This window comes from Amorphus sp. MBR-141, assembly GCF_053628695.1.
The window spans coordinates 168,506-190,589 of record NZ_JBRJGW010000006.1 but is presented as its reverse complement, the minus strand read 5'-3'; the positions used below and the strand labels follow the sequence as shown (position 1 = coordinate 190,589).

Sequence of the window (22,084 nt, the reverse complement as noted above, 5' to 3'; positions counted from 1 at the left end):
GATCAACGCCTCGTCGATCGAGGCGTCATGTCGGTGCCGCCGGATCTTTGTGTCCGACGCACTCCCCCGCCAACGATGCGCGTGCCCTTACGTTCCAAATTATATTTCGGTGTACTTCAGTGAATGTATGCCTATGCGTTTCAGGGAAAAGTTATATTAACTTATGATAAATGACTTGATGGTTAATCTGGAAAATCCGCAAAGATAAACAGCATTGGTGCCCGCAGCTGGTCGGCGGCGCGACCGCCGGCGGCGGTGGACCTCCGGGCGGTCGGCGGCAAGCGCGCGGGGTCATGCCCCCGGCAGGGCGCCCGGCACCTCGGGGGTCACGAGCGCCTCCAGATGGCGCAGCTTGTCGGGATTGCGGGTGATGTAGACGGCCGCCACCCGGCCCGCGTCGATCGCCAGCGCCACCGTCTGCACTGTCCCGTCGGCCTCAACGGTGAGCTGCCCGGGGAGCCCGTTGAGTTCCAGCCGGCGGGCGAACCGTGGCGGCTGCTGCCCCCATTTCTGCTGCACGCCGACCAGGAAGCGCACGACCCTGCCGGCACCGGAGAGCACGTTCAGCGCCGCGGGCTTCCGGCCGCCGCCGTCGGAGTGCAGCGTCGCGGTCTCGGCCAGCAGGCGCGCCAGCGCGCCGCTGTCTCCGGACCGCGACGCCGCGAAGAAGGCGTCTGCGATGGCCTGCTGCTCGGCCGGGTCCGTGGAATAGCGGGGGCGCTCCTCCCGGATGTGGGTGCGGGCGCGGCTCGCCAGCTGGCGGCACGAGGCGGGCGAGCGCTGCAGGATGGTCGCCACCTCGTCGAACCCGACATCGAACACGTCATGCAGCAGGAACGCGGCCCTCTCGGCCGGCGACAGCCGATCCAGCGCCAGCAGCAGCGCCACCGAGATGTCGCCGGAGACCCCTTCGTCCGGGTCCACCGTGAATCCCGCCTCGGTGACCAGCGGCTCCGGCAGCCAGGTGCCGACGTAGGTTTCCCGGCGTCGGCGCGCTTCCTTCAGCCGGTCGAGGCAGAGGCGGGTGACGATCCGGGCCAGGAAAGCGCCCGGATCGTTGATCTCTGCCCGGTCGGTGCGGTGCCAGCGCAGGAAGGCATCCTGGACGACGTCGTCGGCTTCAGCCGCCGAGCCGAGCATCCGGTAGGCGATGGCCGCCAGCCGCCTGCGGTTGGTCTCGAAGCCCGCAACCGGATCGTCGCCCATCGTGCCCTTGCCTCAGCCGGCCCGTGCCAGATCCGGCGCCGTCACCGGGTGGACCGAGCGGAATCCCACCGCCAGCCGGTTCCAGACGTTGATTGCCCCGATCAGCAGCGACAGGTTCGCCTGCTCCTCCGCCGAGAATTCCGCGGCAAGGCGATCATAGTCGGCGTCCGGGGCGCCTGTCTCGGAGACCAGCGTCAGTGCCTCGGTCCAGGCGAGTGCGGCCCGCTCGCGCGCCGAATAGAGCGGGGATTCCCGCCATGCGGACAGCAGGTAGAGGCGCTCTTCGGTTTCTCCCGCCGCCCGCGCGTCCCGGGTGTGCATGTGCAGGCAGAACGCGCAGCCGTTGATCTGCGAGGCCCGCGTCTTGACGAGCTCGGTCAGGCTTTTCTCCAGGCCGCAGCCTTGCACGAACTTTTCCAGGCCCAGCATGGCCTTGATGCCCTCCGGCGAGGCCGAGGCGAAGTTGAGACGGCTTTTCATGGTGTCGCTCCGATGGTCAAAGGGGATCGTCGATGCCATCAAGACGAGACAGCCTCGGCACGTGTGACATCGGCCGCGAAACAAATCGGAACCAACCCCCATGGCTTCACCGCAGACCGACACGCGCCCTCCCGTCGCCATCGCGGTGGCACCCAACGGCGGCCGCAGGACGCAGACGGATCACCCGGCCCTTCCGCTTTCGCCGGCAGAGCTCGCCGCGACCGCCCGTGCCGCGGTGGATGCGGGCGCGGCGATGATCCACGTCCATGTCCGCGACCGGGACGGCGCGCACCTTCTGGACGCCGCGGCCTACAGGGAAGCGACCACGGCGATCCGGGCCGCCGTCGGCGACGAGATCGTCGTGCAGATCACCACCGAGGCGCTCGGCCGCTATGCCCCGGAGGCCCAGACGGCGGTGGTGCGCGACGTCCGGCCGGAGGCCGCATCGCTGGCGCTGCGGGAGCTGGTCCCCGATGCCGCGCACGAAACCGCGTTCGCCGACCTCCTGGCGTTCATGGCGCGCGAGGCGATCGTCCCGCAGATCATCCTCTACGCCCCGGAGGAGGCCGTCCGGCTGGCCGGCATGCTGCGCCGCGGCGTGGTGCCGTTCGACGACGTCCCGGTGCTCTACGTGCTCGGCCGATACACCGCCGGCCAGCGATCCGCTCCGGCGGACCTGCTGCCGTTCATGGCGCCCGATCAGCCGCGCTTCGCCCACTGGAGCGTCTGCGCGTTCGGCCCCCGCGAGGCCGCCTGCGTCACCACCGGCGCGTTTCTCGGCGGCCACGTCCGCGTCGGCTTCGAGAACAACCTGGTCCTGCCGGACGGGACGACCGCCGCCGACAACGCCGCCCTGGTGGGCACCGTTGCCGGGCTCGTGCGCGCCGCCGGATGCGCGACGGCAACCGCCGCCGACCTGCGGCAGAGCTGGCATTCCCGCTGAAGCGGGAGATTTAATGAGCCGGCTTACAAATGCCCTTGCCCGGCAAAACAGCAGGCGATCGCGGCAACGTCGCGCCCGTCTCCCGGTCTTGCGGATGCCCCCGGCAGCGCCGCGCCCGACGACCGATCACCGGCCTCAGGCGTCGTCGTTCTCCAGCCGGCGGACGACCTCGTCGAGCTGCTCCAGCGTGCGGTAGCGCACCTTCAGCTCGCCGGCCCCCGACTGGCGATGCGCCAGCGTCACGGTCAGGCCGAGCGCCACCGACAGCCGCCGCTCCAGCGCCCGGGTGTCGGCATCCTTGCGGACGGGGCGCGCCTCGGCGGTGCTCGCCGCCTGGATCTTCTCGGCCGCCAGCCGCTCCGCATCGCGCACCGACAGCCCCTGGCGCACGATCCGCTCGGCCAGCCCCTCCGGGTCCTCCGCCGTCAGCAGCGCGCGGGCATGGCCGGCCGACAGCGTGCCTTCGACGACGAAGCCGCGGATCTTCGGCGACAGCTTCAGCAGGCGCAGCGTGTTGGCGACGTGGCTGCGGCTCTTGCCGATCACCGAGCCGAGCTGGGCCTGGTTGTAGGCGAAGTCGCCCATCAGCCGCTCGTAGCCCTCGGCCTCCTCGATGGCGTTGAGGTCGGAGCGCTGGACGTTCTCGATGATGGCGAGCTCGAGCGCCTCGCGGTCGTCGGCGTCGCGCACCACCACCGGGATCTCGTGCAGCCCGGCCTTCTGGGCGGCGCGCCAGCGCCGCTCGCCGGCGATGATCTCGTAGCCTTTGCCGGACCCGGGCTGACGCCGCACCAGGATCGGCTGCACCACGCCGCGATCCTTGATCGAGGCGGCGAGGTCGGCGAGGTCGGCCTCGTCGAAGCTCTTGCGCGGGTTGCGCGGATTGCGGGCGATCAGGTCGATCGGAACGCGGCGCAGCCCGCGCGTGTCCTCCTCGCTGACGCGCTCGGGCTCGACGTCGCCCAGAAGCGCGGCCAGCCCGCGCCCCAGGCGCTTCTTCTGGGGATCCTCAGCCATGGTCGACGCACCGCCTGCTCGGAACCGACTGCTGGTCACGCATGCACGGACGCCCCCGCCCGGATGCGCTTCTCGCGCTGGATCACCTCCGACGCCAGCCGCAGATAGGCCTGGCTTCCCGCGCACTTCAGATCGTAGAGCAGCGCCGGCTTGCCGTGGGAGGGCGCCTCGGACAGCCGGACGTTGCGCGGGATGACCGTCTCGTAGACGACGTCGCCCATGGTGTCGCGCACGTCCTGCACGACCTGGTTGGCCAGGTTGTTGCGGACGTCGTACATCGTCAGCACGATCCCGTGGATGGACAGTTCGCGGTTCAGCCCGGCCTTCACCTGGTCGACCGTCCGGATCAGCTGGCTCAGCCCCTCCAGCGCGAAGAACTCGCACTGCAGCGGCACCACGACCGCATGCGAGGCGGCCAGGGCGTTGATCGTCAGCACGGTGAGCGAGGGCGGGCAGTCCGCCAGCACGTAGGTGAACGGCCCGGCGCGCTCGTCGCCCGCCTCGACCGCCTCGGCGAGGCCGAAGATCGCGCTGCGCAGCCGCTGGGCGCGGTCGGCCTCGCTGCCGATTTCCAGGTCGAGGCTCAACAGGTCCTGGGTCGACGGCGCGATCGACAGCCGCGGAACCGCCGTTTTCGTAATGACATCAGAGAGTTGCGCCTCGCCGACCAGCACGTCGTAGATCGAGCGGGCGCGGGCCTTGCGATCGATGCCGAGCCCGGTGGAGGCGTTGCCCTGGGGATCGAGATCGATGATCAGGACATCCTCGCCGATGGCGGCGAGCGCCGTCCCGAGATTGATGGCCGTGGTCGTCTTGCCCACTCCGCCCTTCTGGTTGGCGACGGAGAGGACGCGGGGCGATTTCGGCAATGAACTCATGGGCCAATCCGTTCAGCGGAAAGCGGCACGATCCCCCGGACTTCCAGGATCCGACCGGCGGCATCTGACACGCTCTGGTGTTCTACCAGATCGAAGCCGAATTCGGTACGCGCTTCGGCGACTTCCGCGGCGAAATCGGCGCCTTTGTGGAGAAGCGCCGCCGCCCCGCCCGCCACGAACGGCGAAATCAGCGGCAACAGCCGCGGCAGCGGCGCCAGCGCCCGTGCGGTGACCACGTCGAAGCCGCCGCCGATGCTGGCGCTGGCGTCCTCGATCCGTGCCGCGTGCACGGTGGCCGGCAGGCGGAGTTCCAGGGCGGCGGTGCGCAGGAACGCCGCCTTCCGGCCGTTCGCCTCGACCAGATGGACGCCGGCGCCCTCCCGGCCGGCGAGGGCGGCCGCCACCACCAGGCCCGGGAAGCCGGCGCCGCTGCCGAGGTCGATCCAGCGCAGCGCCCGGGGGGCCAGCGCGACGAGCTGCAGGCTGTCGAGGACGTGGCGCTGCCAGACGTGCTCCAGCGTCGACGGCGCCACCAGGTTCTTGATCCGCTGCCAGCGACGAAGCAGCGCCACCAGCCCGTCGAGCCGGTCGAGTGTTTCACGTGAAACATCGGGGAGGGCGGCCCGCACCAGCTCCGGGCCGTCGGCGGCCCCCATCAGGCGGCACTGCGCCGGCCGTCGTGGCGGCGGCTGTAGGCGGCGAGCAGCGTCAGCCCCGCCGGCGTCATCCCGTCGATGCGGCCGGCCTGGCCCAGCGTCTCCGGCCGCACCCGCTGCAGCTTCTCCCTGAGCTCGGCGGAGAGGCCGGGGATCACGCCGAAATCCATGTCGTCCGGCAGCCGGCGCGTCTGGCTGTCGCGCAGCGACGAGATGTCGGCGCTCTGCCGGTCCAGGTAGGCGGCGTAGGTGGCGTCGATCTCCAGCGACGCCAGCACCGGCGCCGGGATCTCCCGGATCGCCGGCCAGACCGCCGCAAGCGCCTCGACGGTCACGTCCGGAAAGCGCAGCAGCTCGAACGCCGAGCGACGCCGGCCGTCCTGGTTGACCCGGAAGCCGGCGGCTGCCGCCGCCGACGAGGTGAGGGTCAGCCCGTCGAGCAGCGCGCGTCCGGCGGCCAGCGCGTCGCGCCGGGCACCGAACGCCTCGGCCCGCCCGGCGCCGACGATCCCCAGGTCAATGCCGCGGCCGGTCAGGCGCAGGTCGGCGTTGTCGGCGCGCAGGCTCAGCCGGTATTCGGCCCGCGAGGTGAACATCCGGTACGGCTCGCTGACGCCGCGCGTCACCAGGTCGTCGATCATCACGCCGAGATAGGCGTCCTCGCGTCCGAACACGACGCCTTCGCTGCCGCCGGCCCGTCGCGCGGCGTTGAGTCCGGCGACCAGTCCCTGGGCGCCGGCCTCCTCGTAGCCCGTCGTGCCGTTGATCTGGCCGGCCAGGAACAGGCCCGCCACCCGCTTGGTCTCCAGCGTCGGGCGCAGTTCCGTCGGATCGACGTGGTCGTATTCGATGGCGTAGCCGGGCCGCAGGATGCGCACCCGCTCCAGCCCCGGAATCGTTGCCAGGAACGCCTGCTGCACGTCCTCCGGCAGCGAGGTCGAGATGCCGTTCGGATAGATCGTCGGATCGTCGAGGCCTTCCGGCTCCAGGAAGATCTGGTGCCCGTCGCGCTCGCCGAACCGCACGATCTTGTCCTCGATCGACGGGCAGTAGCGCGGTCCGACGCTCTCGATGTTGCCGGAATACATGGCCGAGCGGCCGAGATTGTCGCGGATCACGGCGTGAGTGGCCGGCGTCGTGCGGGTGATGTGGCAGGGCACCTGCGGCGTGGTGATGCGCGCGGTCAGCGCCGAGAACGGCACCGGCGGATCGTCGCCCGGCTGCTCCGCCAGCACCGACCAGTCGATGCTGGCGCCGTCGAGGCGCGGCGGCGTCCCGGTCTTCAGGCGGCCCAGCCGAAAGCCATGGGCGGCCAGCGTCGTCGACAGGCCGGTCGACGGCGCCTCGCCCATCCGCCCGGCCGGGATGCGCCGGTCGCCGATGTGGATCAGTCCGTTGAGGAAGGTGCCGGTGGTGAGCACGACCGCTCCAGCGCGGAGCATGCGCCCGTCCGCCAGCGTCACTCCGGTCACCGCGCCGCCGTCGATCGAGAGATCCGCCGCTTCGCCCGCGACGATCTCCAGCCCGGTCTGGCCGGCAAGCAGATCGGCGATCGCCGCCTTGTAGAGCGCGCGGTCCGCCTGGGCGCGCGGTCCCTGCACGGCCGGGCCCTTGCGCTTGTTCAGCACCCGGAACTGGATCCCGGCCGCGTCCGCCGCCCGTGCCATCAGCCCGTCGAGGGCGTCGATCTCGCGGACCAGATGGCCCTTGCCGAGGCCGCCGATCGCCGGATTGCAGGACATCACGCCGATCGTCTCGGCCGACAGGGTGACGAGCGCGGTGCGCGCGCCGGCCCGCGCCGCCGCCGCGGCGGCCTCCGCGCCGGCGTGTCCGCCTCCGATCACAATGACGTCGAAGCTGTCCGCCACGTCCGTGGGTCCCTGAAGTGTTCGCGTGCCGCTGATTTAGACCACCCGCCGGCCGGGGTCAAAGACTCCGCCCGCTGCCGGGGCCGCCTACTTGCCGATGCAGAAGGTCGAGAAGATGGCGCCCAGCACCTCGTCCGCATCGATCCGGCCGGTGAGCCGGCCGAACGCCACGGCCGCCCGCCGCAGGTGCTCGGCGCGCGCCTCGGTCGGCATGTCGGGCGCCAGCGACCATCGGAGTTCGGATTCCGCTTCACCAAGGGCGATCCGGTGGCGCTCGCGGGTGACCAGCATGTCTTCGCCGCCGGCGAGGGCGTCCCGGGCGAGCGTTTCCAGCCGGGCGATCAGGTCCGCCAGCCCGCCGGGCGTCACCACCGATGCGGCCACGTCGACGTCGCCGCCCGCGCCGGCCGTCCCCAGGTCGGCCTTCGTCGCCACCCGGAGCACGCTCCGGTGGCCGGCGAATGTTTCACGTGAAACACGCCCCTCCGGCGGCACCAGCAGCAGCAGCACGTCGGCGGTGGCCGCCCGATCGTGCGCCCGCCGGATCCCTTCCGCCTCGACCGGGTCCTCCGTCTCGCGCAGCCCGGCAGTGTCGAGCAGCCGCACTGGATACCCGCCGAGGTCGAGGTCGACCTCCAGCACGTCCCGCGTGGTCCCCGGCACCGCGGTGACGATGGCGACGTCGCGCCGGGCGAGGGCATTCAGCAGGCTCGACTTGCCCGCGTTGGGCGGACCGACGATGGCGATCTCCAGCCCGCGCCGCAGCCGTTCGCCCCGGTCCCCGCGGGCGAGCTCGGCGCCGATCTCCTCGGCCAGGGCATGCACGTCGGCAAGCGCCATGGCGTCGGCGTCGTCCGGCACGTCGTCCTCGTCGGCGAAGTCGAGGCCGCTCTCGAGCATCGCCAAGGCGCGCACCAGGCGCGAGCGCCACGCCTCCACACGCTCGGCGATGACCCCGCCTGACTGCCTAAGTGCTTGTTTCCGTTGACTTTCCGTCTCTGCCGCGATCAGGTCCCCGAGGCCTTCCACCGCCGAAAGGTCGAGTTTTCCGCCCAGGAATCCGCGCCGGCTGAACTCGCCCGCTTCCGCAAGCCGGACGCCGTCGGCGTCCACCAGCGCCCGGATCAGCGCGCGCACCACCGCCGGTCCGCCATGGCAGTGGAACTCGGCGAGGTCCTCGCCGGTGACCGTGTCCGGCCCGGCAAACGCCAGCAGCAGCCCGCGGTCGATGGCTTCGCCGGTGGCGGGATCGCGGAACGTCGCAAGCCGCGCCCTCCGGTCGGCAACGCAGGAGCCGGCAACCGAGGCCGCCAACGCGAGCGCCGCCGGCCCGCTCGCCCGCACGACGGCAATGCCGGCCGGCAGCGCGCCGGAGGACAGCGCCACGATCGTGTCCGCCGCTCCGGTGACCTGGCTTTGCATTCCGCTCATCGGCGCCCCACCTGAGCCCTGATGGACCCGGCTCGAAACCCGGAACCGACCGGGAAACCAATGGCTTGCGGACGCGCCGGTCGCGTCATTGCCCGGCACCAACGCCCCGGAGCCCCTTCCGCCCGGACGGAGCCACCCGGCCGAACCGAAAGGGCTCCCGACTGAGGCCCTTCAGCAGGTCCCGGCTGATCGGATCGCTTCGATCCGGACCCGAAATGCTTTAGGCAGGGCCCACACCCGAGGGATCCGGACCCGGATCGACAACGCGCGAGGCGAGGATGACCGACAACCAGCTTCGACACGAGACGAGCCCCTACCTCCTGCAGCACGCCGACAACCCCGTCCACTGGCGCCCGTGGTCGGCCGCCGCCCTCGACGAAGCGCGGGTGAGCGGAAAGCCGATCCTGCTCTCCGTCGGCTATGCCGCGTGCCACTGGTGCCACGTGATGGCCCACGAGAGCTTCGAGGACGCCGGCGTCGCCGCCGTGATGAACCGCAACTTCATCAACATCAAGGTCGATCGCGAAGAGCGGCCCGACATCGACCAGATCTACATGTCGGCGCTGCACGCCATCGGCGAGCAGGGCGGCTGGCCGCTCACCATGTTCCTCACCTCCGACGGCGAGCCCATCTGGGGCGGCACCTATTTCCCGAAGGAGCCGAAATACGGCCGCCCGGGCTTCGTCCAGGTGCTCGAGGCGGTCGCCGAAACCTTCCGCAGCGACCGCAGCACCATCGACGCCAACCGCGACTCGCTGCGCCAGCGCCTGGAGTCGCGGCCGCGGCCCGGTCCCGAGCTGTCGCTGGAGATGCTCGACGAGGCGGTGAAGCAGCTGTTCACGGTCGTCGACCCGGTGAACGGCGGCACCCAGGGCGCCCCGAAGTTTCCCAACGCCATGCTGTTCGACATGTTCTGGCGCGCTTTCTGCCGGACCGGCAACCCGCCGGCCCGCGATGCCGTCCTGCTGGCGCTCCGGCGCATCTCCCAGGGCGGCATCTACGACCACCTCGGCGGCGGCTTCGCCCGCTATTCCGTCGACGAGCGCTGGCTCGCCCCGCACTTCGAGAAGATGCTCTACGACAACGCGCTGCTGCTCGACCTGCTGGTGCGGGCCTGGGTCGACACCGGCGACGCCCTGTTTGCTCAGCGGGTGAGCGAGACCATCGGCTTCCTCGACCGCGAGATGACCACCGAGGACGGCGCCTTCGCCTCCAGCCTGGACGCCGACAGCGAGGGCGAGGAGGGGCGCTTCTACGTCTGGAGCCAGGCTGAGATCGAGGCGGTGCTCGGCGCGGAGGAGGCGGCGGTCTTCGGCGCCGTCTACGACGTCAGCCCGGGCGGCAACTGGGAAGGCCACGTCATCCTCAACCGCCTCGCCGACGACCGGCTGAAGGACGCCGGCACCGAGGCACGGCTGGCGCGCGACCGCGCGCGTCTGCTGGAAGCCCGCGCGGCCCGCGTCCGCCCCGGCCGCGACGACAAGGTGCTCGCCGACTGGAACGGCCTGGCGATCACCGCGCTCGCCCGCGCCGCCGTCGCGTTCGACAATCCGGGCTGGCGCGCCCGCGCCGAGCGCGCCTACCGCGCGATCCTCGCCACCATGGAGCGGGACGGTCGCCTCGGCCATTCCTACCGGGCCGGCAAGCTGGTGTTTCCCGGCCTCGCCACCGACCACGCGGCGATGGCCCGCGCCGCCCTGGCGCTTCTCGACGCCACCCGGGATCCGGCCTATCTCGCCGACGCCGAGCGCTTCATCGCCGCCCTCGATGCCCACCACTGGGACGGCGAGGACGGCGGCTACTTCTGGACCGCCGACGACGCCGAAGCGCTGATCATCCGGCCGCGCAGCCCGGCCGACGAGGCCGTCCCCAACGGCAACGGCCTCGCCCTCGACGCCCTGGTGGAGCTCTGGCTGCGCACCGGCAAACCGGCCTACCGCGACCGCGCCGATGCGCTGATCGCGGCCCATTCCGGCGCCATGGTGGCCAACATCTTCGCCACCGCGAGCCTGTTCAACGGGCTGGATTTCCGGCTTCGGCCGACGGCCGTCGTCATTGTCGCGCCGGACGGCACGGATCCGGACGCCCTTCTCCGCACCTCCAGGGAAAAGGCCGACCCGAGCATCGTGCGCACGGTCCTCGCCTCGACCGCGGAGCTGCCGGCGAGCCATCCCGCGGCAGGAAAGGCCGCCGTCGACGGACGGCCCACCGCCTATGTCTGCGGCGCCACCGACTGCTCGCTGCCGGTCACCGAGGCGGCGGATCTGCGCCGCCTGCTCGGCATCGGCGCCTGATCCCGGCACCGGAGACCGCACAAAAAAGCCCGCCGGAGCGTGTCCGGCGGGCCGTCTCGTTGCTGCAGGTGGCCGCGAGGCGCAGCCGGCCGGCGCTCAGGTGTTCATGGAATCGAAGAAGTCGCTGTTGCTCTTCGTCTGCCGCAGCTTGTCGAGCAGGAACTCGATCGCGTCGACGGTGCCCATCGGGTTGAGGATGCGGCGCAGCACGAACGTCTTCTTGAGCTTGTCGGCCGGAACCAGCAGCTCTTCCTTGCGGGTGCCGGAGCGGGTGACGTCCAGCGACGGGAAGACGCGCTTGTCGGAGATCTTCCGGTCGAGGATGATTTCCGAGTTGCCGGTGCCCTTGAACTCTTCGAAGATGACTTCGTCCATGCGGCTGCCGGTGTCGATCAGCGCGGTCGCGATGATGGTCAGCGAGCCGCCTTCCTCGATGTTGCGCGCCGCGCCGAAGAAGCGCTTCGGGCGCTGCAGGGCGTTGGCGTCTACACCGCCGGTCAGCACCTTGCCCGACGACGGCACCACGGTGTTGTAGGCGCGGCCGAGGCGGGTGATGGAATCCAAGAGGATGACCACGTCGCGGCCGTGCTCGACCAGGCGCTTGGCCTTCTCGATCACCATTTCCGCCACCTGGACGTGGCGCACCGCCGGCTCGTCGAAGGTCGAGGAAACGACCTCGCCGTTCACCGAGCGCTGCATGTCGGTCACTTCTTCCGGCCGCTCGTCGATCAAAAGCACGATCAGATAGCACTCGGGGTGGTTCGACGTGATCGAGTGGGCGATGTTCTGCAGCAGCACGGTCTTGCCGGTGCGCGGCGGCGCCACGATCAGCGCGCGCTGGCCCTTGCCGAGCGGCGCCACCAGATCAATCACCCGGGTCGACATGTCCTTCGAGGTCGGAACCTCGAGCTCCATGTTGAAGCGCTCGTCCGGATACAGCGGCGTCAGGTTGTCGAAGTGGATCTTGTGCCGCGCCTGTTCCGGCTCGGCGAAATTGATGGTGTTGACCTTGAGCAGCGCGAAATAGCGCTCGCCCTCCTTCGGACTGCGGATCTGGCCCTCGACGGTGTCGCCGGTGCGCAGCGAGAAGCGGCGGATCTGCGACGGCGACACGTAGATGTCGTCCGGTCCCGGCAGATAGTTGGCATCGGGGGAGCGCAGGAAGCCGAAGCCGTCCTGCAGCACCTCGACGACGCCCTCGCCGATGATGTCGACTTCGCTGGCCGCCAACTGCTTCAGGATGGCGAACATCAGTTCTTGTTTACGTAAAGTGCTGGCGTTCTCGACTTCCAGCTCTTCGGCAAATGCGATGAGATCGGGCGGAGATTTAGACTTGAGCTCTTGAAGCTTCATCTCCCGCATGGGGCATTCCTTAAACTGCGATCGCTCGGAGCGACCGAGTGAACATAAGATGGAGGGTGGGTGCAGATCGGGGAGCGGGTAATGCTGAGCGCGGGTACCGCTGACGCAGCCGAGCCGGGGCCCGGATGCAGGTCTGCTAATTCGGAGACACTTACTAATAGTCGCTTCGAACGCGACCTTCAAGACCGCAACGACCAATCGCCGGCTAAAACGGCTTCAGCACCACCAGAAGCACGATGAAGACCAGCGCAACCGCCGGAATCTCATTGATCAACCTGTAGAAACGGCTGGACCGCGTGTTGCGGTCTTCGGCGAATGCCCGGACCCAGGAGGCGCAGATCCCGTGCATCGCCGACAGGCCGAGCACCAGCAGCAGCTTCCCGTGCAGCCAGCCGGACGACCAGAATCCGCCCATCGTGGCGATCGCGATCCCGAAAATCCACGTGGCCACCATCGAGGGCGTCATGATGCCGCGGAGAAGCCGCCGTTCCATGACCTTGAAGGTCTCCGACTTGTCGGAGCCGATCGCCGCATCGGCGTGGTAGACCATCAGCCGGGGCAAATAGAGAAACGCCGCCATCCACGCGATGACGGAGAAGATGTGGGCGGCCTTCAGCCACAGATACAGACTGTCCATCGCATTCCGCTCATTGGTTCGCAGCCCCCCGGCCCGGTCTTGCCCCGCCTCCGGCCGGTTGCGGCAGGCGCGCCCCGCCCGCGCCGCCCTCATCCGTCCGGAAAGGCTCTATCCGGCGCTGCCGCGCACCCGCGCCACCATCTGCTCGACGTGGGCGATCGGCGTTTCCGGCACGATGCCGTGCCCGAGGTTGAACACGAACGGCCCGTCGGCGAGGTTCGAGAGGATCGCATCGACCCCCTCGTCGAGCATCGCCCCGCCGGCGACGAGCCGCATCGGGTCGAGATTTCCCTGGATGCAGACCTGCTGCTGGACCGCGCGGGCGGCATCGAAATCCACCGACCAGTCGAGCGACACGGCGTCGGGCCGCACCGCCTCGACGAACCCGGCAAGCCGCGTGCCTGCGGCGCGCGGAAACGCGATGATCGGCACGCCGGGCCGGGCTTCGCGCACCCTGGCGACGATCCGCGCGTTCGGATCGGTCGACCAGCGCGGGAACGACAGCGTGTCGAGCGCCCCGGCCCAGCTGTCGAAGATCTGCACGGCATCGCAGCCGGCATCGATCTGGGCGACCAGATGGGCCGCCACCGCTTCCACCAGGCAGTCCATCAGCCGCGCGAACCCCTCCGGATTGCCGTAGGAGGCGCGCCGCGCCGGCGCCTGGTCCGGGGTGGTGCGGCCGGCCAGCATGTAGGTGGCAAGCGTCCAGGGGGCGCCGGCAAAGCCGATCAGCGCCGTTCCGGAGGGAAGGGCCGCCCGGGTGATCCGGATCGCCTCGTAGACCGGCGCCAGATGATCGGGCAGCCGCGACTGGTCGAGGTCGCCGACCCGCTCAAGCGGGATCGGATCGAGCCGGGGCCCGACGCCTTCCTCGAAGCGGACCGCCTGGCCGAGGGCATCGGGGATGACGAGGATGTCGGAGAAGATGATCGCCGCGTCGAAACCGAAGCGGCGGATCGGCTGGAGCGTCGCCTCGCAGGCCAGCTCCGGCGTGTAGCAGAAGTCGAGAAAGCTCGGGGCGCTCGCCCGGATCTCCCGATATTCAGGGAGATATCTTCCCGCCTGCCGCATCATCCAGATCGGCGGGAGGTCCTGCTGGTCCCCCTTCAGGGTCCGTGCAAATCGGGTGGTCGGCCGGTTCGTCTCCTGGTCCACCGCGAGCTCCCTCTAATTAAATAAGAGATTCTAGAATCTTGAATTTCTATTTCTATTAGCCCGGTGGAGAGCGGGAATTAACGCCGCGTTCACCATCCGCCGTTGGCCTACTGGATCGCACCGGCGACGGAAAGCCCGCTGTCCACGATTGGGGATAAATCTTGCTTGACGCGGCGATCGGTCCCGCCCTGCCGGGCTCCGTCGCAGGCGGTCGGGCGATGGCGTTGCGGTGTCTCCCCGGGGATAACCGCGGCTGCATCCGGGACAAGCGAAATCCGTCCCCATTGTTCCATCTGCTGTATGGCCTGGTTCCCCCGCGGGACAAAGCGGTGGACGAATCCCGAGCCATCCGCGACCATGCGGCGGCCGGGGGGCTTCGAGCCGACTTTGCGCACAGTCCCCCACAGCCCCAGGAAGACACAGTGGATAAGCCGACATTCTTTCACCTGCACCTCGTGTCGGATTCCACGGGCGAAACGCTGATGACCGTGTCGCGCGCGGCGATCGCCCGCTACGAGAACGTCGAGGCGATCGAGCACGTCTATCCGCTGGTGCGCACCGATCGGCAGGTGAACCGGGTGCTGTCGGAGGTGGAGGCGAACCCCGGCATCGTCATGTTCACCCTCGTGGATCAGACGATTTCGGAACGCCTGCTGCGCCGTTGCCGCGAGATGAGCATCCCCTGCGTCGACGTCCTGGATCCGCTGGTACACGTGCTTCAGTCCTATCTCAACGTGCCGACCATCTCGCGCATCGGCGCCCAGCACTCTCTCGATGCCGACTATTTCCGCCGCATCGAGGCGCTGAACTTCGTCATGGTGCACGACGACGGCGCGCTTCCCGACGACATCGAGGAGGCCGACGTCATCGTCATCGGCGTCAGCCGCACCTCCAAGACGCCCACCTCGATCTATCTCGCCAACCGCGGCGTGAAGGCGACGAACATCCCGATCGTGCGGGACATGCCGGTTCCCCCCGTCGTGTTCACCGCCGAGCGGCCGCTGATCGTCGGTCTGGTGGCGACGCCGGAACGGATCGTCCAGCTGCGCGAGAACCGGTTGCTCTCGCTCAATGCGATCCGCACGGGCAGGGGCGACTATGTCGATCGGCACGCGGTCTCCCAGGAAATCGCCTATACGCGACGATTGTGCGCCGAGAACGAATGGCCGATCATCGACGTGACGCGGCGGTCGATCGAGGAGACGGCCGCGGCCATCCTGGCCCTGTTGAGTGACCGGAAATATGCTGCGAGCATCACCGAAGGCGGAGACATCTGACGTGACCGCCCTGGTTCTGGCGTCGCGAAGCGCGGCGCGCTCGCGGATGATGGCGGCCGCGGGCCTCAGCTTTTCCACCGCCGGCGCCGACATCGACGAGCGGGTTCAGGAGCTGGATCTCAGTGGGCTGGACCGGACGCCGGACCGCATTGCGGCGCATCTTGCCTCGGTGAAGGCGGCGGCCGTCGGCAGTCAGTTTCCCGACGCGGTCGTCGTCGGCGCCGACCAGACGCTGGACCTGGAGGGCGAACGGTTCGTGAAGCCGAAGGACCTCGACGAGGCCCGCGCGCAGCTTCTGCGCCTGAAGGGCCGCAGCCACGTGCTGCATTCCGCCGTGGCCTGCGTGCGCGGCGGCGAGGTCGACTGGCAGTGCGTGGAAACCGCGCGCCTGACGATGCGGGACTTCTCCGACCGCTTCATCGACGATTATCTCGCGGTGGCGGGGGCCCGTGCCCTGTCGAGCGTCGGTGCCTATCATCTCGAGGGCGTCGGGGTTCAGCTGTTCGAGAAGGTCGAAGGCGACTTCTTCACCATCCTCGGTCTGCCGCTTCTGCCGCTGCTCTCCTATCTCCGCGCCACGGGAATCGTCGCGTCGTGAGCGATGATCTGCCCCGCGCCGCGGTGATCGGCTGGCCGGTCGCGCACTCGAGGTCGCCCCTCATCCACGGCCACTGGCTGAAAAGCCTCGGGATTCCAGGCAGCTACGACCGCATCGCCGTCCCCCCGGAAGCTGCTGACGGGTTCTTTCGCGACTTTCGTTCAAGCGGCCTGACCGGCGCCAACGTCACCCTGCCCCACAAGATCCGCGCGGCGTCGGCCTGTGCCGGGCTGAGCGAGGCGGCCCGGGCGATGGGCGCGGTCAACACCCTCTGGTGGGAAGGGGACCGCCTCCTCGGCGACAACACCGACGCCTACGGCTTTCTCGCCAATCTCGACCAGCGCCTCCCCGGCTGGAGCGACGCGCCGGCCACCGCGCTCGTTCTCGGTGCGGGCGGCGCTGCCCGCGCGGTGGTCTACGGTCTCGTGCAGCGCGGATTCCGGGTGGTGGTCGCCAACCGCACGGCGGCGCGGACCGCCGAGCTGGCGGCGCTGTTTCCGGGTGCCGTGGCCGGCGACTGGGCGGCGGCCATGGCTCCGGACGGGGACACCACCTTCGTGGTCAACACGACCAGCCTCGGCATGGGCGGCGGCCCGGACCTGCCGATCGACCTCGCCCGGCTGGAGCCGGAGGCCATCGTGACCGACATCGTCTACACCCCCGTCGAGACCGGGCTCCTGACCCGCGCGCGCGCCGCCGGGCTCCGCACCGTCGACGGGCTCGGCATGCTGCTGCACCAGGCCGTTCCGGGCTTCGAGCGCTGGTTCGGCGTGCGTCCCGAGGTGACGGAAGATCTCCGCGCCCGCGTGCTCGACGACATCGGAGCGCCGGCATGATCGTGCTGGGGCTCACCGGTTCGATCGGCATGGGCAAGTCGACCACGGCACGCATGTTCGCGGACGAAGGCGTGCCGGTCTACGACGCCGACCGGGCGGTCCACATGCTCTATCGCGGGCGGGCGGTGGAACCGGTGGAGGCGGCGTTTCCGGGCGTTGCCGTCGACGGCGTCATCGACCGCGGCCGCCTCGGCGAGCGGGTGCTCCAGGATGCGGCGGCCATGAAGGCTCTGGAGGCGATCGTCCACCCGATGGTGCGCGAAGAGGAAAACGCCTTCCTGGAGCGCGCGCGGTCCTCGCTGGCGCGCTGCGCGGTGCTCGACGTGCCGCTGCTGTTCGAAACCGGACGCCAGGGCCGCACCGACGCGGTCGTCGTGGTCACCGCCGACCCGGAGATCCAGAGGACGCGCGTGCTGGCGCGCGAAGGGATGACGCAGGCGCGGTTCGAAGGCATCCTCGCCAAGCAGATGCCCGATTCGGAGAAGCGTCGGCGCGCGCATTTCCTGATCGACACGGGTCACGGGCTGGAGCCGGCCGCGCGCGCCGTGCGGGCGATCCTGACCGCCGTGGCCTTCATGTCGGGGACAACGGCCCGCGGCCCGTTGTGAGCGCGGTGCGCCGCGTGCGACACCGGACGGGGCAACACGGACACGAACCAGCATGCGCGAGATCGTTCTTGATACGGAAACGACGGGCCTCAGCCCGAAGAGCGGCGACCGGCTGGTGGAGATCGGCGCCGTCGAGCTGATCAACCACATCCCGTCCGGCAACCACTACCACGTCTACATCAACCCGATGCGCGACGTGCCCGACGAAGCATTCCGGGTGCATGGCCTGTCGACGGAGTTCCTGCGCGACAAGCCGCTGTTCGCCGACGTGGTCGACGACTTCCTGGCCTTCATCGGCGAGGATCCGCTGGTCATCCACAACGCCGACTTCGACATGGGCTTCATCAACTGGGAGCTCGGGCTGCTTCAGCGGCCGGCCATCGGCAACCACCGGGTCGTCGACAGTCTCGCGCTGGCGCGCCGCCGGCATCCGGGCGGCTCGAACAGCCTCGATGCGCTCTGCACGCGCTATGCGATCGACAATTCCCGTCGCGAGAAGCACGGCGCGCTGCTCGACTCCGAGCTGCTGGCCGAGGTCTACCTGGAGCTGATCGGCGGGCGGCAGTCGATGCTCACCCTGGTCACCGGCGGCGGCCAGGAGGCCGGAAATGGCCGGCTGCCGGGTGGCCAGAGGGCGCCGGCGCGCCAGCGGCCCGAGCCGCTTCCCCCGCGCCTGAGCGAGGCCGAGATCGCCGCCCACGCCGCCTTCGTGGCCAGCTTCGGGGGAGATCCCCTCTGGCACACCTACGGGCCGGCCGCTCCCGAAGAGCCGGCCGGCCGCGTCGCGGGTTAGAGCATTTCCCGTTCAGATCGCAGCGATCTGAACGAAAAGGAATTGCTCAGGGGTTTGAATCTGGAGCCACTTCCTGGCGATCAGGTGGACCCACCTGATCGGATAAGGCTCCAGCTCAGTTCGGCGTCGGCGAGCTGTTCTGCGCTTCCGCCAGGTTGCGGCGGTAGAGCGCCGCGAAGTCCACCGGATCGACCATCAGCGGCGGGAAGCCGCCGTTGCGGGTCGCGTCGGCGACGATCTGCCGCGCGAACGGGAACAGCAGCCGCGGTCCCTCGATCAGCAGGAACGGGTGCAGGTGCTCCTTCGGCACGTTGTGGAGCCGGAAGATGCCCGCGTAGTCGAGTTCCACGTGAAACAGCCGGCTGTCCTCGGCCCCGGCGGTCGCCTCGAGCTTCAGCGTGACCTCGAAATCGGCCTCCGAAAGCTGGCGGGCCGTCACGTTCACGTCGATGTTGATCTTCGGGCCTTCGGCCTGCTGCTGCAGCGAATGCGGCGCGCGCGGGTTCTCGAAGGAAAGGTCCTTGGCGTACTGCGCGAGGACGCGGATCCCGGGCTGGTCGCTGGAGGCTCCCTCCGGTGCACCGGTCGCGGCATCGTCGGAGGACGAAGAAATGTCGCTCATAAGGCTGATCCGTTGATGGGCCGCGTCGGGCGGCAAGGGGTGACGGTTCCGGCTGAGGCCGTACGCCAAAACGGCCCGGGCCTCAAGGGCGGCTGCGGGGCCGGGCCGGGGTCAGGGGCGCTTCGGCGGGGTGCCGGACCCCGGCAGCCGGCCCGGGTCGCCGCCGGTCCACGGCGAGTTCGGGTCGGCCGGTCCGTAGTCGTCCGCGTCGAGGTCGACCACCGGGCCGCGCGACCGCGTGCCGCCCGCCGCCGTCGGCCGCGCCACGGTCACCGCGATCCGGCCGCGGATCAGGTTCCACAGCCGATCGCGCACCGGCGGCACGAACAGCAGGAAGCCCAGGGTGTCGGTGACGAAGCCGGGGGTGAGCAGCAGGATGCCCGCCACCAGGATCATCGCGCCGTGGCCGAGTTCGGCGCCGGGAACCCGCCCGGCATCCATCTCGGTGCGCACCCGGCCGAGGATGGACAGCCCCTGGTGGCGCAAAAGCATGCTGCCGATCACCGCCGTCAGAAACACGAGCCCGATGGTCGGCAGCACGCCGATCTCGCTGCCGACGAGAATGAAGACCGAAATCTCCAGGACGGGGATGGCAAGAAGACCCAGAAACAGGATCAGTCCAAGTGGCATCGGCGGGCGCTCATGTGCTCGTCGTGTTTCGGGCCGCTGCGGTGGAAGCGGGGGCCGGCGGCCGGCCCGCCCCACCATATGGTTGTCATCCGGGCGAGTTCGAGGGCCGATCGGCGATAGACCCGCCCCGATTGCTTCGATAGGGTGCCGACAACGGCTGTTTTGTCGCGATGCCTTTATCGGCGTCGATCGGGCATTACATAGTCACACAGGTCAACATGCGGCCAATCAGCGAGGGGCGCGCGCCCCAGCGGCAGCGCCGCGAGTGCGAGCCGAACGGTAGTCGGTTATGAGCGAGTTCTTCGACATCTACAATGTCATCTTCCTGGCACTCGCGGTGGCGATCTTTCTCCGCCTGCGGTCCGTGCTCGGACGCCGCACGGGCGGCGAGCGACGTCCGTTCGACCCCTATTCGGCGCGCGAACGCAGCGAGCCCGCCACCGAAGCCGGCCACGACAACGTGGTGAGCCTGCCGCGTCCCGCCTCCGAGCCGTCCGGCTCGTCGGCCGCCTCGGTCGAGGAGCGGATCGCCAAGACCGCGGCGCCCGGAACGCCGCTCTACGACAAGCTGTCGGCCATCGCCGAGGTGGACCCGAACTTCGATCCGAAGTCGTTCGTCGACGGCGCCCGCATGGCCTACGAGATGATCGTGACGGCCTTCGCCGAAGGCGACCGCGCGGCGCTCGACCCTCTGTTGTCGAAGGACGTGCACGACGGCTTCGTCGGCGCCATCAACGACCGCGAGCAGCACCAGCAGCGCATCACCTCGACGCTGATCGGCATCGAGAAGGCCGACATCGTCGATGCGGCGCTGAAGGACACCACCGAGCAGGTGACGGTCCGCTTCCAGAGCCAGATGATCTCGGCCACCTTCGACGCCGCCGGCGAGGTGATCGACGGCGATCCCAACAAGGTCGCCGAGGTCACCGACATCTGGACGTTCGCGCGCGATGTCACGGCGTCGGATCCGAACTGGAAGCTGGTCGCCACCGAATCGGCCTGATGGCGGCGCGCCACGCCGCACGCCGCGCGGTCCGGGCGGCCATCGTCGCCGCCATGGCGATGGGGGCTGCGCCGATGCCGGCATCGGCGGTGACCCTCGCGAACCTGCCCGGCTGGTCCGATGCACCGATGGCGGCGAGCTTCGCGGCCTTCCGCCGCAACTGCGCCACCCTGATCGTCGAGGCGCCCGCCTTCGGGCCGGCCTGCCAGGCCCAGTCCGCCCTCCCCGACACCGTCGACGATCCCGCCGCGCGTGCCTTCTTCGAGACCTGGTTCCGGCCGGTGCGCGTCGGCGACGCGGGCAGCGGCTTCCTCACCGGCTATTTCGAGCCCGAGATCGCCGCCTCGCGGGTCCGCTCCCCCGACTTCCAGGTGCCGGTCTATCGCCGGCCGGCCGACCTCGTCGACGTCGACCCGTCCACCGTTCCGGCCGGCTTTCCCGCCGGGCTCAGCTTCGCGCGCCGCACCGCGGCCGGGCTCGTCCCCTACCCCGACCGGGCCGCCATCAACGCTGGCGCGCTCGCCGGCCGCGGCCTCGAGCTCGCTTTTCTCGCCGACCCCGTCGACGCCTTCTTCATGCAGGTGCAGGGCTCGGCGCGGCTGCGCTTTGCCGACGGCAGCACGCTGCGCGTCAACTACGCCGGCAAGACCGGCCACCCCTACACCGCCATCGGACGCATCGTCATCGACGAAGGGCACATCCCCCGCGAGGCGCTCGACTACGCGCGGCTGCGCGCCTGGCTGAAGGCGCATCCGGCCGACGCCGCCCGGATCATGGAGCGCAACCGCTCCTACATCTTCTTCGCGCCGGTGGAGGGGCTTCGCGAGGACGACGGTCCCCTGGGGGCGGCGGGATTTCCCCTCATCGCCGAGGTCAGCCTGGCGGTCGACCCGGCCCACAACCCGTTCGGCACGCCGATCTGGATCGATGCCCGGCTGCCCGCCTCGGAGGCGGCCGATGCGCCGTTTCGCCGGCTGATGGTCGCCGAAGACCGCGGCTCGGCGATCCTCGGGGCGGCGCGCGGCGACGTCTTCTTCGGGTCGGGGGAGGCCGCCGGGGCCCGCGCCGGGCGGATCCGCCATGGCGCGACCTTCTACCGGCTGGTGCCGGTGTCGGGTGGGGCGCCGGCGGCGGCCGGCGGGTCCGATGAGCGTTAGGCGGCGCGGCCCGCGCCGGCTCAGCGACGAGGAACGCCAGCTCTGGCTGAAGGTCGCGGAGAGCGTCGCGCCGATCAAGGCGGCCCGGCGCATCGCCGTGAAGCCGAAGGCCCAGCCGAAGCCGCCGCCCGAGCCGGCGGTGCCGGCCGTCGAGGAGCCGGCGGCGCCGAAGAAGCCGGGCAAGCCGGTGCGGGTGCGCCCGTCCGGGCCGGCCCCGGTGGTGCCGGTGACGGTGTCGCTGGCGAAGCCGCATCTGGCGGCGGTGGAGCGGAAGACGGAGCGCAAGCTCGCCCGCGGCGCCGTCGACATCGATGCCCGGCTCGACCTGCACGGCCTGCGCCAGGATGCGGCCCACCGCGCGCTCAGGGCCTTCATCGTCGGTGCCCAGAGCCGCGGCGCCCGCATCGTTCTGGTGATCACCGGCAAGGGGCGCAGCGGCGAGGGCGACGAGGCGGGCGTGCTGCGCCGTGCCGTGCCGCGCTGGCTGGAGGCGCCGGACCTGCGGCCGCTGGTGGTGGGCGTTTCGGTGGCGCACCGCTCCCACGGCGGCGACGGCGCGCTCTACGTGCAGGTGCGGCGCAAGTAGCCCGGCCCGCGGCCCGGCCGCCGGGGCGCGTCCGCGCGGATCGCGGC

General features: G+C 70.1%; 22 protein-coding genes. 10 read left to right on the top strand and 12 right to left on the bottom strand.

Annotated elements, in window-relative coordinates; all coding sequences use genetic code 11:
- Positions 1 to 291 precede the first annotated feature (291 nt).
- Entirely contained in the window at positions 292 to 1,206 is a 915-nt protein-coding gene (locus tag ACSSVZ_RS10480; RefSeq protein ID WP_453969790.1) for a sigma-70 family RNA polymerase sigma factor, read from the bottom strand.
- A 12-nt stretch (positions 1,207 to 1,218) separates the two neighbouring features.
- The gene (locus tag ACSSVZ_RS10475) at positions 1,219 to 1,686 is read right to left on the bottom strand and encodes a carboxymuconolactone decarboxylase family protein (protein WP_453969788.1); all 468 of its coding nucleotides are present in this window, start codon (positions 1,684 to 1,686) and stop codon (positions 1,219 to 1,221) included.
- Between the two features lie 100 nt (positions 1,687 to 1,786).
- On the opposite strand from ACSSVZ_RS10475, the gene ACSSVZ_RS10470 reads away from it, so the two are divergent.
- A complete protein-coding gene (locus tag ACSSVZ_RS10470; RefSeq protein WP_453969786.1) occupies positions 1,787 to 2,629 on the top strand; it encodes a 3-keto-5-aminohexanoate cleavage protein in 843 nt (280 codons plus the stop codon).
- Between the two features lie 135 nt (positions 2,630 to 2,764).
- Here ACSSVZ_RS10470 and ACSSVZ_RS10465 read toward each other — a convergent pair whose 3' ends face one another.
- The 5 genes from ACSSVZ_RS10465 to mnmE form a co-directional block, all read right to left on the bottom strand.
- Positions 2,765 to 3,646 carry a ParB/RepB/Spo0J family partition protein gene (locus tag ACSSVZ_RS10465; RefSeq protein ID WP_453969785.1) on the bottom strand — a complete coding sequence of 294 codons (882 nt, stop codon included), beginning with the start codon at positions 3,644 to 3,646 and terminating at the stop codon, positions 2,765 to 2,767.
- 35 nt (positions 3,647 to 3,681) lie between these two features.
- On the bottom strand, positions 3,682 to 4,524 hold the full coding sequence (locus tag ACSSVZ_RS10460; protein ID WP_453969783.1) for a ParA family protein: 843 nt from the start codon (positions 4,522 to 4,524) through the stop codon (positions 3,682 to 3,684).
- On the bottom strand, positions 4,521 to 5,180 hold the full coding sequence (rsmG, locus tag ACSSVZ_RS10455; RefSeq protein WP_453969782.1) for a 16S rRNA (guanine(527)-N(7))-methyltransferase RsmG: 660 nt from the start codon (positions 5,178 to 5,180) through the stop codon (positions 4,521 to 4,523). The genes ACSSVZ_RS10460 and rsmG overlap by 4 nt, the downstream gene beginning before the upstream one ends.
- Positions 5,180 to 7,048, bottom strand: coding sequence for a tRNA uridine-5-carboxymethylaminomethyl(34) synthesis enzyme MnmG (mnmG, locus tag ACSSVZ_RS10450; protein ID WP_453969781.1), 1,869 nt, complete (start codon positions 7,046 to 7,048; stop codon positions 5,180 to 5,182). The genes rsmG and mnmG overlap by 1 nt, the downstream gene beginning before the upstream one ends.
- An 87-nt stretch (positions 7,049 to 7,135) precedes the next feature.
- Positions 7,136 to 8,479, bottom strand: coding sequence for a tRNA uridine-5-carboxymethylaminomethyl(34) synthesis GTPase MnmE (gene mnmE, locus ACSSVZ_RS10445; RefSeq protein WP_453969780.1), 1,344 nt, complete (start codon positions 8,477 to 8,479; stop codon positions 7,136 to 7,138).
- A gap of 278 nt (positions 8,480 to 8,757) precedes the next feature.
- On the opposite strand from mnmE, the gene ACSSVZ_RS10440 reads away from it, so the two are divergent.
- Positions 8,758 to 10,773: a thioredoxin domain-containing protein gene (locus tag ACSSVZ_RS10440; protein WP_453969778.1), complete on the top strand. Its 2,016-nt coding sequence runs from the start codon at positions 8,758 to 8,760 to the stop codon at positions 10,771 to 10,773.
- A 96-nt stretch (positions 10,774 to 10,869) separates the two neighbouring features.
- Here ACSSVZ_RS10440 and rho read toward each other — a convergent pair whose 3' ends face one another.
- The 3 genes from rho to hemE form a co-directional block, all read right to left on the bottom strand.
- The gene (gene rho / locus ACSSVZ_RS10435; protein WP_453969776.1) at positions 10,870 to 12,135 is read right to left on the bottom strand and encodes a transcription termination factor Rho; all 1,266 of its coding nucleotides are present in this window, start codon (positions 12,133 to 12,135) and stop codon (positions 10,870 to 10,872) included.
- A 205-nt stretch (positions 12,136 to 12,340) separates the two neighbouring features.
- A complete protein-coding gene (gene hemJ / locus ACSSVZ_RS10430) occupies positions 12,341 to 12,772 on the bottom strand; it encodes a protoporphyrinogen oxidase HemJ (protein ID WP_453969774.1) in 432 nt (143 codons plus the stop codon).
- Between the two features lie 108 nt (positions 12,773 to 12,880).
- Positions 12,881 to 13,927: a uroporphyrinogen decarboxylase gene (hemE, locus tag ACSSVZ_RS10425; RefSeq protein WP_453969772.1), complete on the bottom strand. Its 1,047-nt coding sequence runs from the start codon at positions 13,925 to 13,927 to the stop codon at positions 12,881 to 12,883.
- Positions 13,928 to 14,349: 422 nt separating this feature from the next.
- On the opposite strand from hemE, the gene ACSSVZ_RS10420 reads away from it, so the two are divergent.
- From ACSSVZ_RS10420 to dnaQ, 5 genes are read left to right on the top strand one after another with little or no spacing between them, the layout of a single operon-like run.
- Entirely contained in the window at positions 14,350 to 15,204 is an 855-nt protein-coding gene (locus tag ACSSVZ_RS10420) for a pyruvate, water dikinase regulatory protein (protein WP_453969771.1), read from the top strand.
- Between the two features lies 1 nt (position 15,205).
- Positions 15,206 to 15,802 carry a Maf family protein gene (locus ACSSVZ_RS10415; protein ID WP_453969770.1) on the top strand — a complete coding sequence of 199 codons (597 nt, stop codon included), beginning with the start codon at positions 15,206 to 15,208 and terminating at the stop codon, positions 15,800 to 15,802.
- Positions 15,799 to 16,638: a shikimate dehydrogenase gene (locus ACSSVZ_RS10410; RefSeq protein WP_453969768.1), complete on the top strand. Its 840-nt coding sequence runs from the start codon at positions 15,799 to 15,801 to the stop codon at positions 16,636 to 16,638. Before ACSSVZ_RS10415 ends, ACSSVZ_RS10410 begins: the two co-directional genes overlap by 4 nt.
- Positions 16,635 to 17,246, top strand: a complete 612-nt coding sequence (gene coaE, locus ACSSVZ_RS10405; RefSeq protein WP_453969766.1) for a dephospho-CoA kinase — start codon at positions 16,635 to 16,637, stop codon at positions 17,244 to 17,246. The genes ACSSVZ_RS10410 and coaE overlap by 4 nt, the downstream gene beginning before the upstream one ends.
- 52 nt (positions 17,247 to 17,298) lie before the next feature.
- The gene (gene dnaQ, locus ACSSVZ_RS10400) at positions 17,299 to 18,039 is read left to right on the top strand and encodes a DNA polymerase III subunit epsilon (RefSeq protein WP_453969764.1); all 741 of its coding nucleotides are present in this window, start codon (positions 17,299 to 17,301) and stop codon (positions 18,037 to 18,039) included.
- A gap of 115 nt (positions 18,040 to 18,154) precedes the next feature.
- Here the strand turns inward: dnaQ and secB are convergent, their stop codons facing one another.
- On the bottom strand, positions 18,155 to 18,661 hold the full coding sequence (secB, locus tag ACSSVZ_RS10395; RefSeq protein ID WP_453969762.1) for a protein-export chaperone SecB: 507 nt from the start codon (positions 18,659 to 18,661) through the stop codon (positions 18,155 to 18,157).
- 111 nt (positions 18,662 to 18,772) lie between these two features.
- Positions 18,773 to 19,291, bottom strand: a complete 519-nt coding sequence (locus ACSSVZ_RS10390) for an FxsA family protein (protein WP_453969760.1) — start codon at positions 19,289 to 19,291, stop codon at positions 18,773 to 18,775.
- A gap of 289 nt (positions 19,292 to 19,580) precedes the next feature.
- Here ACSSVZ_RS10390 and ACSSVZ_RS10385 point away from each other — a divergent pair, with 289 nt between their 5' ends.
- The 3 genes from ACSSVZ_RS10385 to ACSSVZ_RS10375 are packed head-to-tail and all read left to right on the top strand — an operon-like array spanning position 19,581 to position 22,037.
- A complete protein-coding gene (locus ACSSVZ_RS10385; protein ID WP_453969759.1) occupies positions 19,581 to 20,294 on the top strand; it encodes a Tim44/TimA family putative adaptor protein in 714 nt (237 codons plus the stop codon).
- Positions 20,294 to 21,451 carry a murein transglycosylase A gene (gene mltA / locus ACSSVZ_RS10380; RefSeq protein ID WP_453969757.1) on the top strand — a complete coding sequence of 386 codons (1,158 nt, stop codon included), beginning with the start codon at positions 20,294 to 20,296 and terminating at the stop codon, positions 21,449 to 21,451. Before ACSSVZ_RS10385 ends, mltA begins: the two co-directional genes overlap by 1 nt.
- Positions 21,441 to 22,037, top strand: coding sequence for a Smr/MutS family protein (locus tag ACSSVZ_RS10375; RefSeq protein WP_453969755.1), 597 nt, complete (start codon positions 21,441 to 21,443; stop codon positions 22,035 to 22,037). The genes mltA and ACSSVZ_RS10375 overlap by 11 nt, the downstream gene beginning before the upstream one ends.
- Positions 22,038 to 22,084 lie beyond the last annotated feature (47 nt).

Excerpts from the sequence above, each read along its gene's own strand:
- ACSSVZ_RS10480 (WP_453969790.1), bottom strand. The coding sequence starts at position 1,206 with ATGGGCGACGATCCGGTTGCGGGCTTCGAGACCAACCGCAGGCGGCTG.
- ACSSVZ_RS10475 (WP_453969788.1), bottom strand. The coding sequence starts at position 1,686 with ATGAAAAGCCGTCTCAACTTCGCCTCGGCCTCGCCGGAGGGCATCAAG.
- ACSSVZ_RS10470 (WP_453969786.1), top strand. The coding sequence starts at position 1,787 with ATGGCTTCACCGCAGACCGACACGCGCCCTCCCGTCGCCATCGCGGTG.
- ACSSVZ_RS10465 (WP_453969785.1), bottom strand. The coding sequence starts at position 3,646 with ATGGCTGAGGATCCCCAGAAGAAGCGCCTGGGGCGCGGGCTGGCCGCG.
- ACSSVZ_RS10460 (WP_453969783.1), bottom strand. The coding sequence starts at position 4,524 with ATGAGTTCATTGCCGAAATCGCCCCGCGTCCTCTCCGTCGCCAACCAG.
- rsmG (WP_453969782.1), bottom strand. The coding sequence starts at position 5,180 with ATGGGGGCCGCCGACGGCCCGGAGCTGGTGCGGGCCGCCCTCCCCGAT.
- mnmE (WP_453969780.1), bottom strand. The coding sequence starts at position 8,479 with ATGAGCGGAATGCAAAGCCAGGTCACCGGAGCGGCGGACACGATCGTG.
- ACSSVZ_RS10440 (WP_453969778.1), top strand. The coding sequence starts at position 8,758 with ATGACCGACAACCAGCTTCGACACGAGACGAGCCCCTACCTCCTGCAG.
- rho (WP_453969776.1), bottom strand. The coding sequence starts at position 12,135 with ATGCGGGAGATGAAGCTTCAAGAGCTCAAGTCTAAATCTCCGCCCGAT.
- hemJ (WP_453969774.1), bottom strand. The coding sequence starts at position 12,772 with ATGGACAGTCTGTATCTGTGGCTGAAGGCCGCCCACATCTTCTCCGTC.
- coaE (WP_453969766.1), top strand. The coding sequence starts at position 16,635 with ATGATCGTGCTGGGGCTCACCGGTTCGATCGGCATGGGCAAGTCGACC.
- dnaQ (WP_453969764.1), top strand. The coding sequence starts at position 17,299 with ATGCGCGAGATCGTTCTTGATACGGAAACGACGGGCCTCAGCCCGAAG.
- secB (WP_453969762.1), bottom strand. The coding sequence starts at position 18,661 with ATGAGCGACATTTCTTCGTCCTCCGACGATGCCGCGACCGGTGCACCG.
- ACSSVZ_RS10390 (WP_453969760.1), bottom strand. The coding sequence starts at position 19,291 with ATGCCACTTGGACTGATCCTGTTTCTGGGTCTTCTTGCCATCCCCGTC.
- ACSSVZ_RS10385 (WP_453969759.1), top strand. The coding sequence starts at position 19,581 with ATGAGCGAGTTCTTCGACATCTACAATGTCATCTTCCTGGCACTCGCG.
- mltA (WP_453969757.1), top strand. The coding sequence starts at position 20,294 with ATGGCGGCGCGCCACGCCGCACGCCGCGCGGTCCGGGCGGCCATCGTC.
- ACSSVZ_RS10375 (WP_453969755.1), top strand. The coding sequence starts at position 21,441 with ATGAGCGTTAGGCGGCGCGGCCCGCGCCGGCTCAGCGACGAGGAACGC.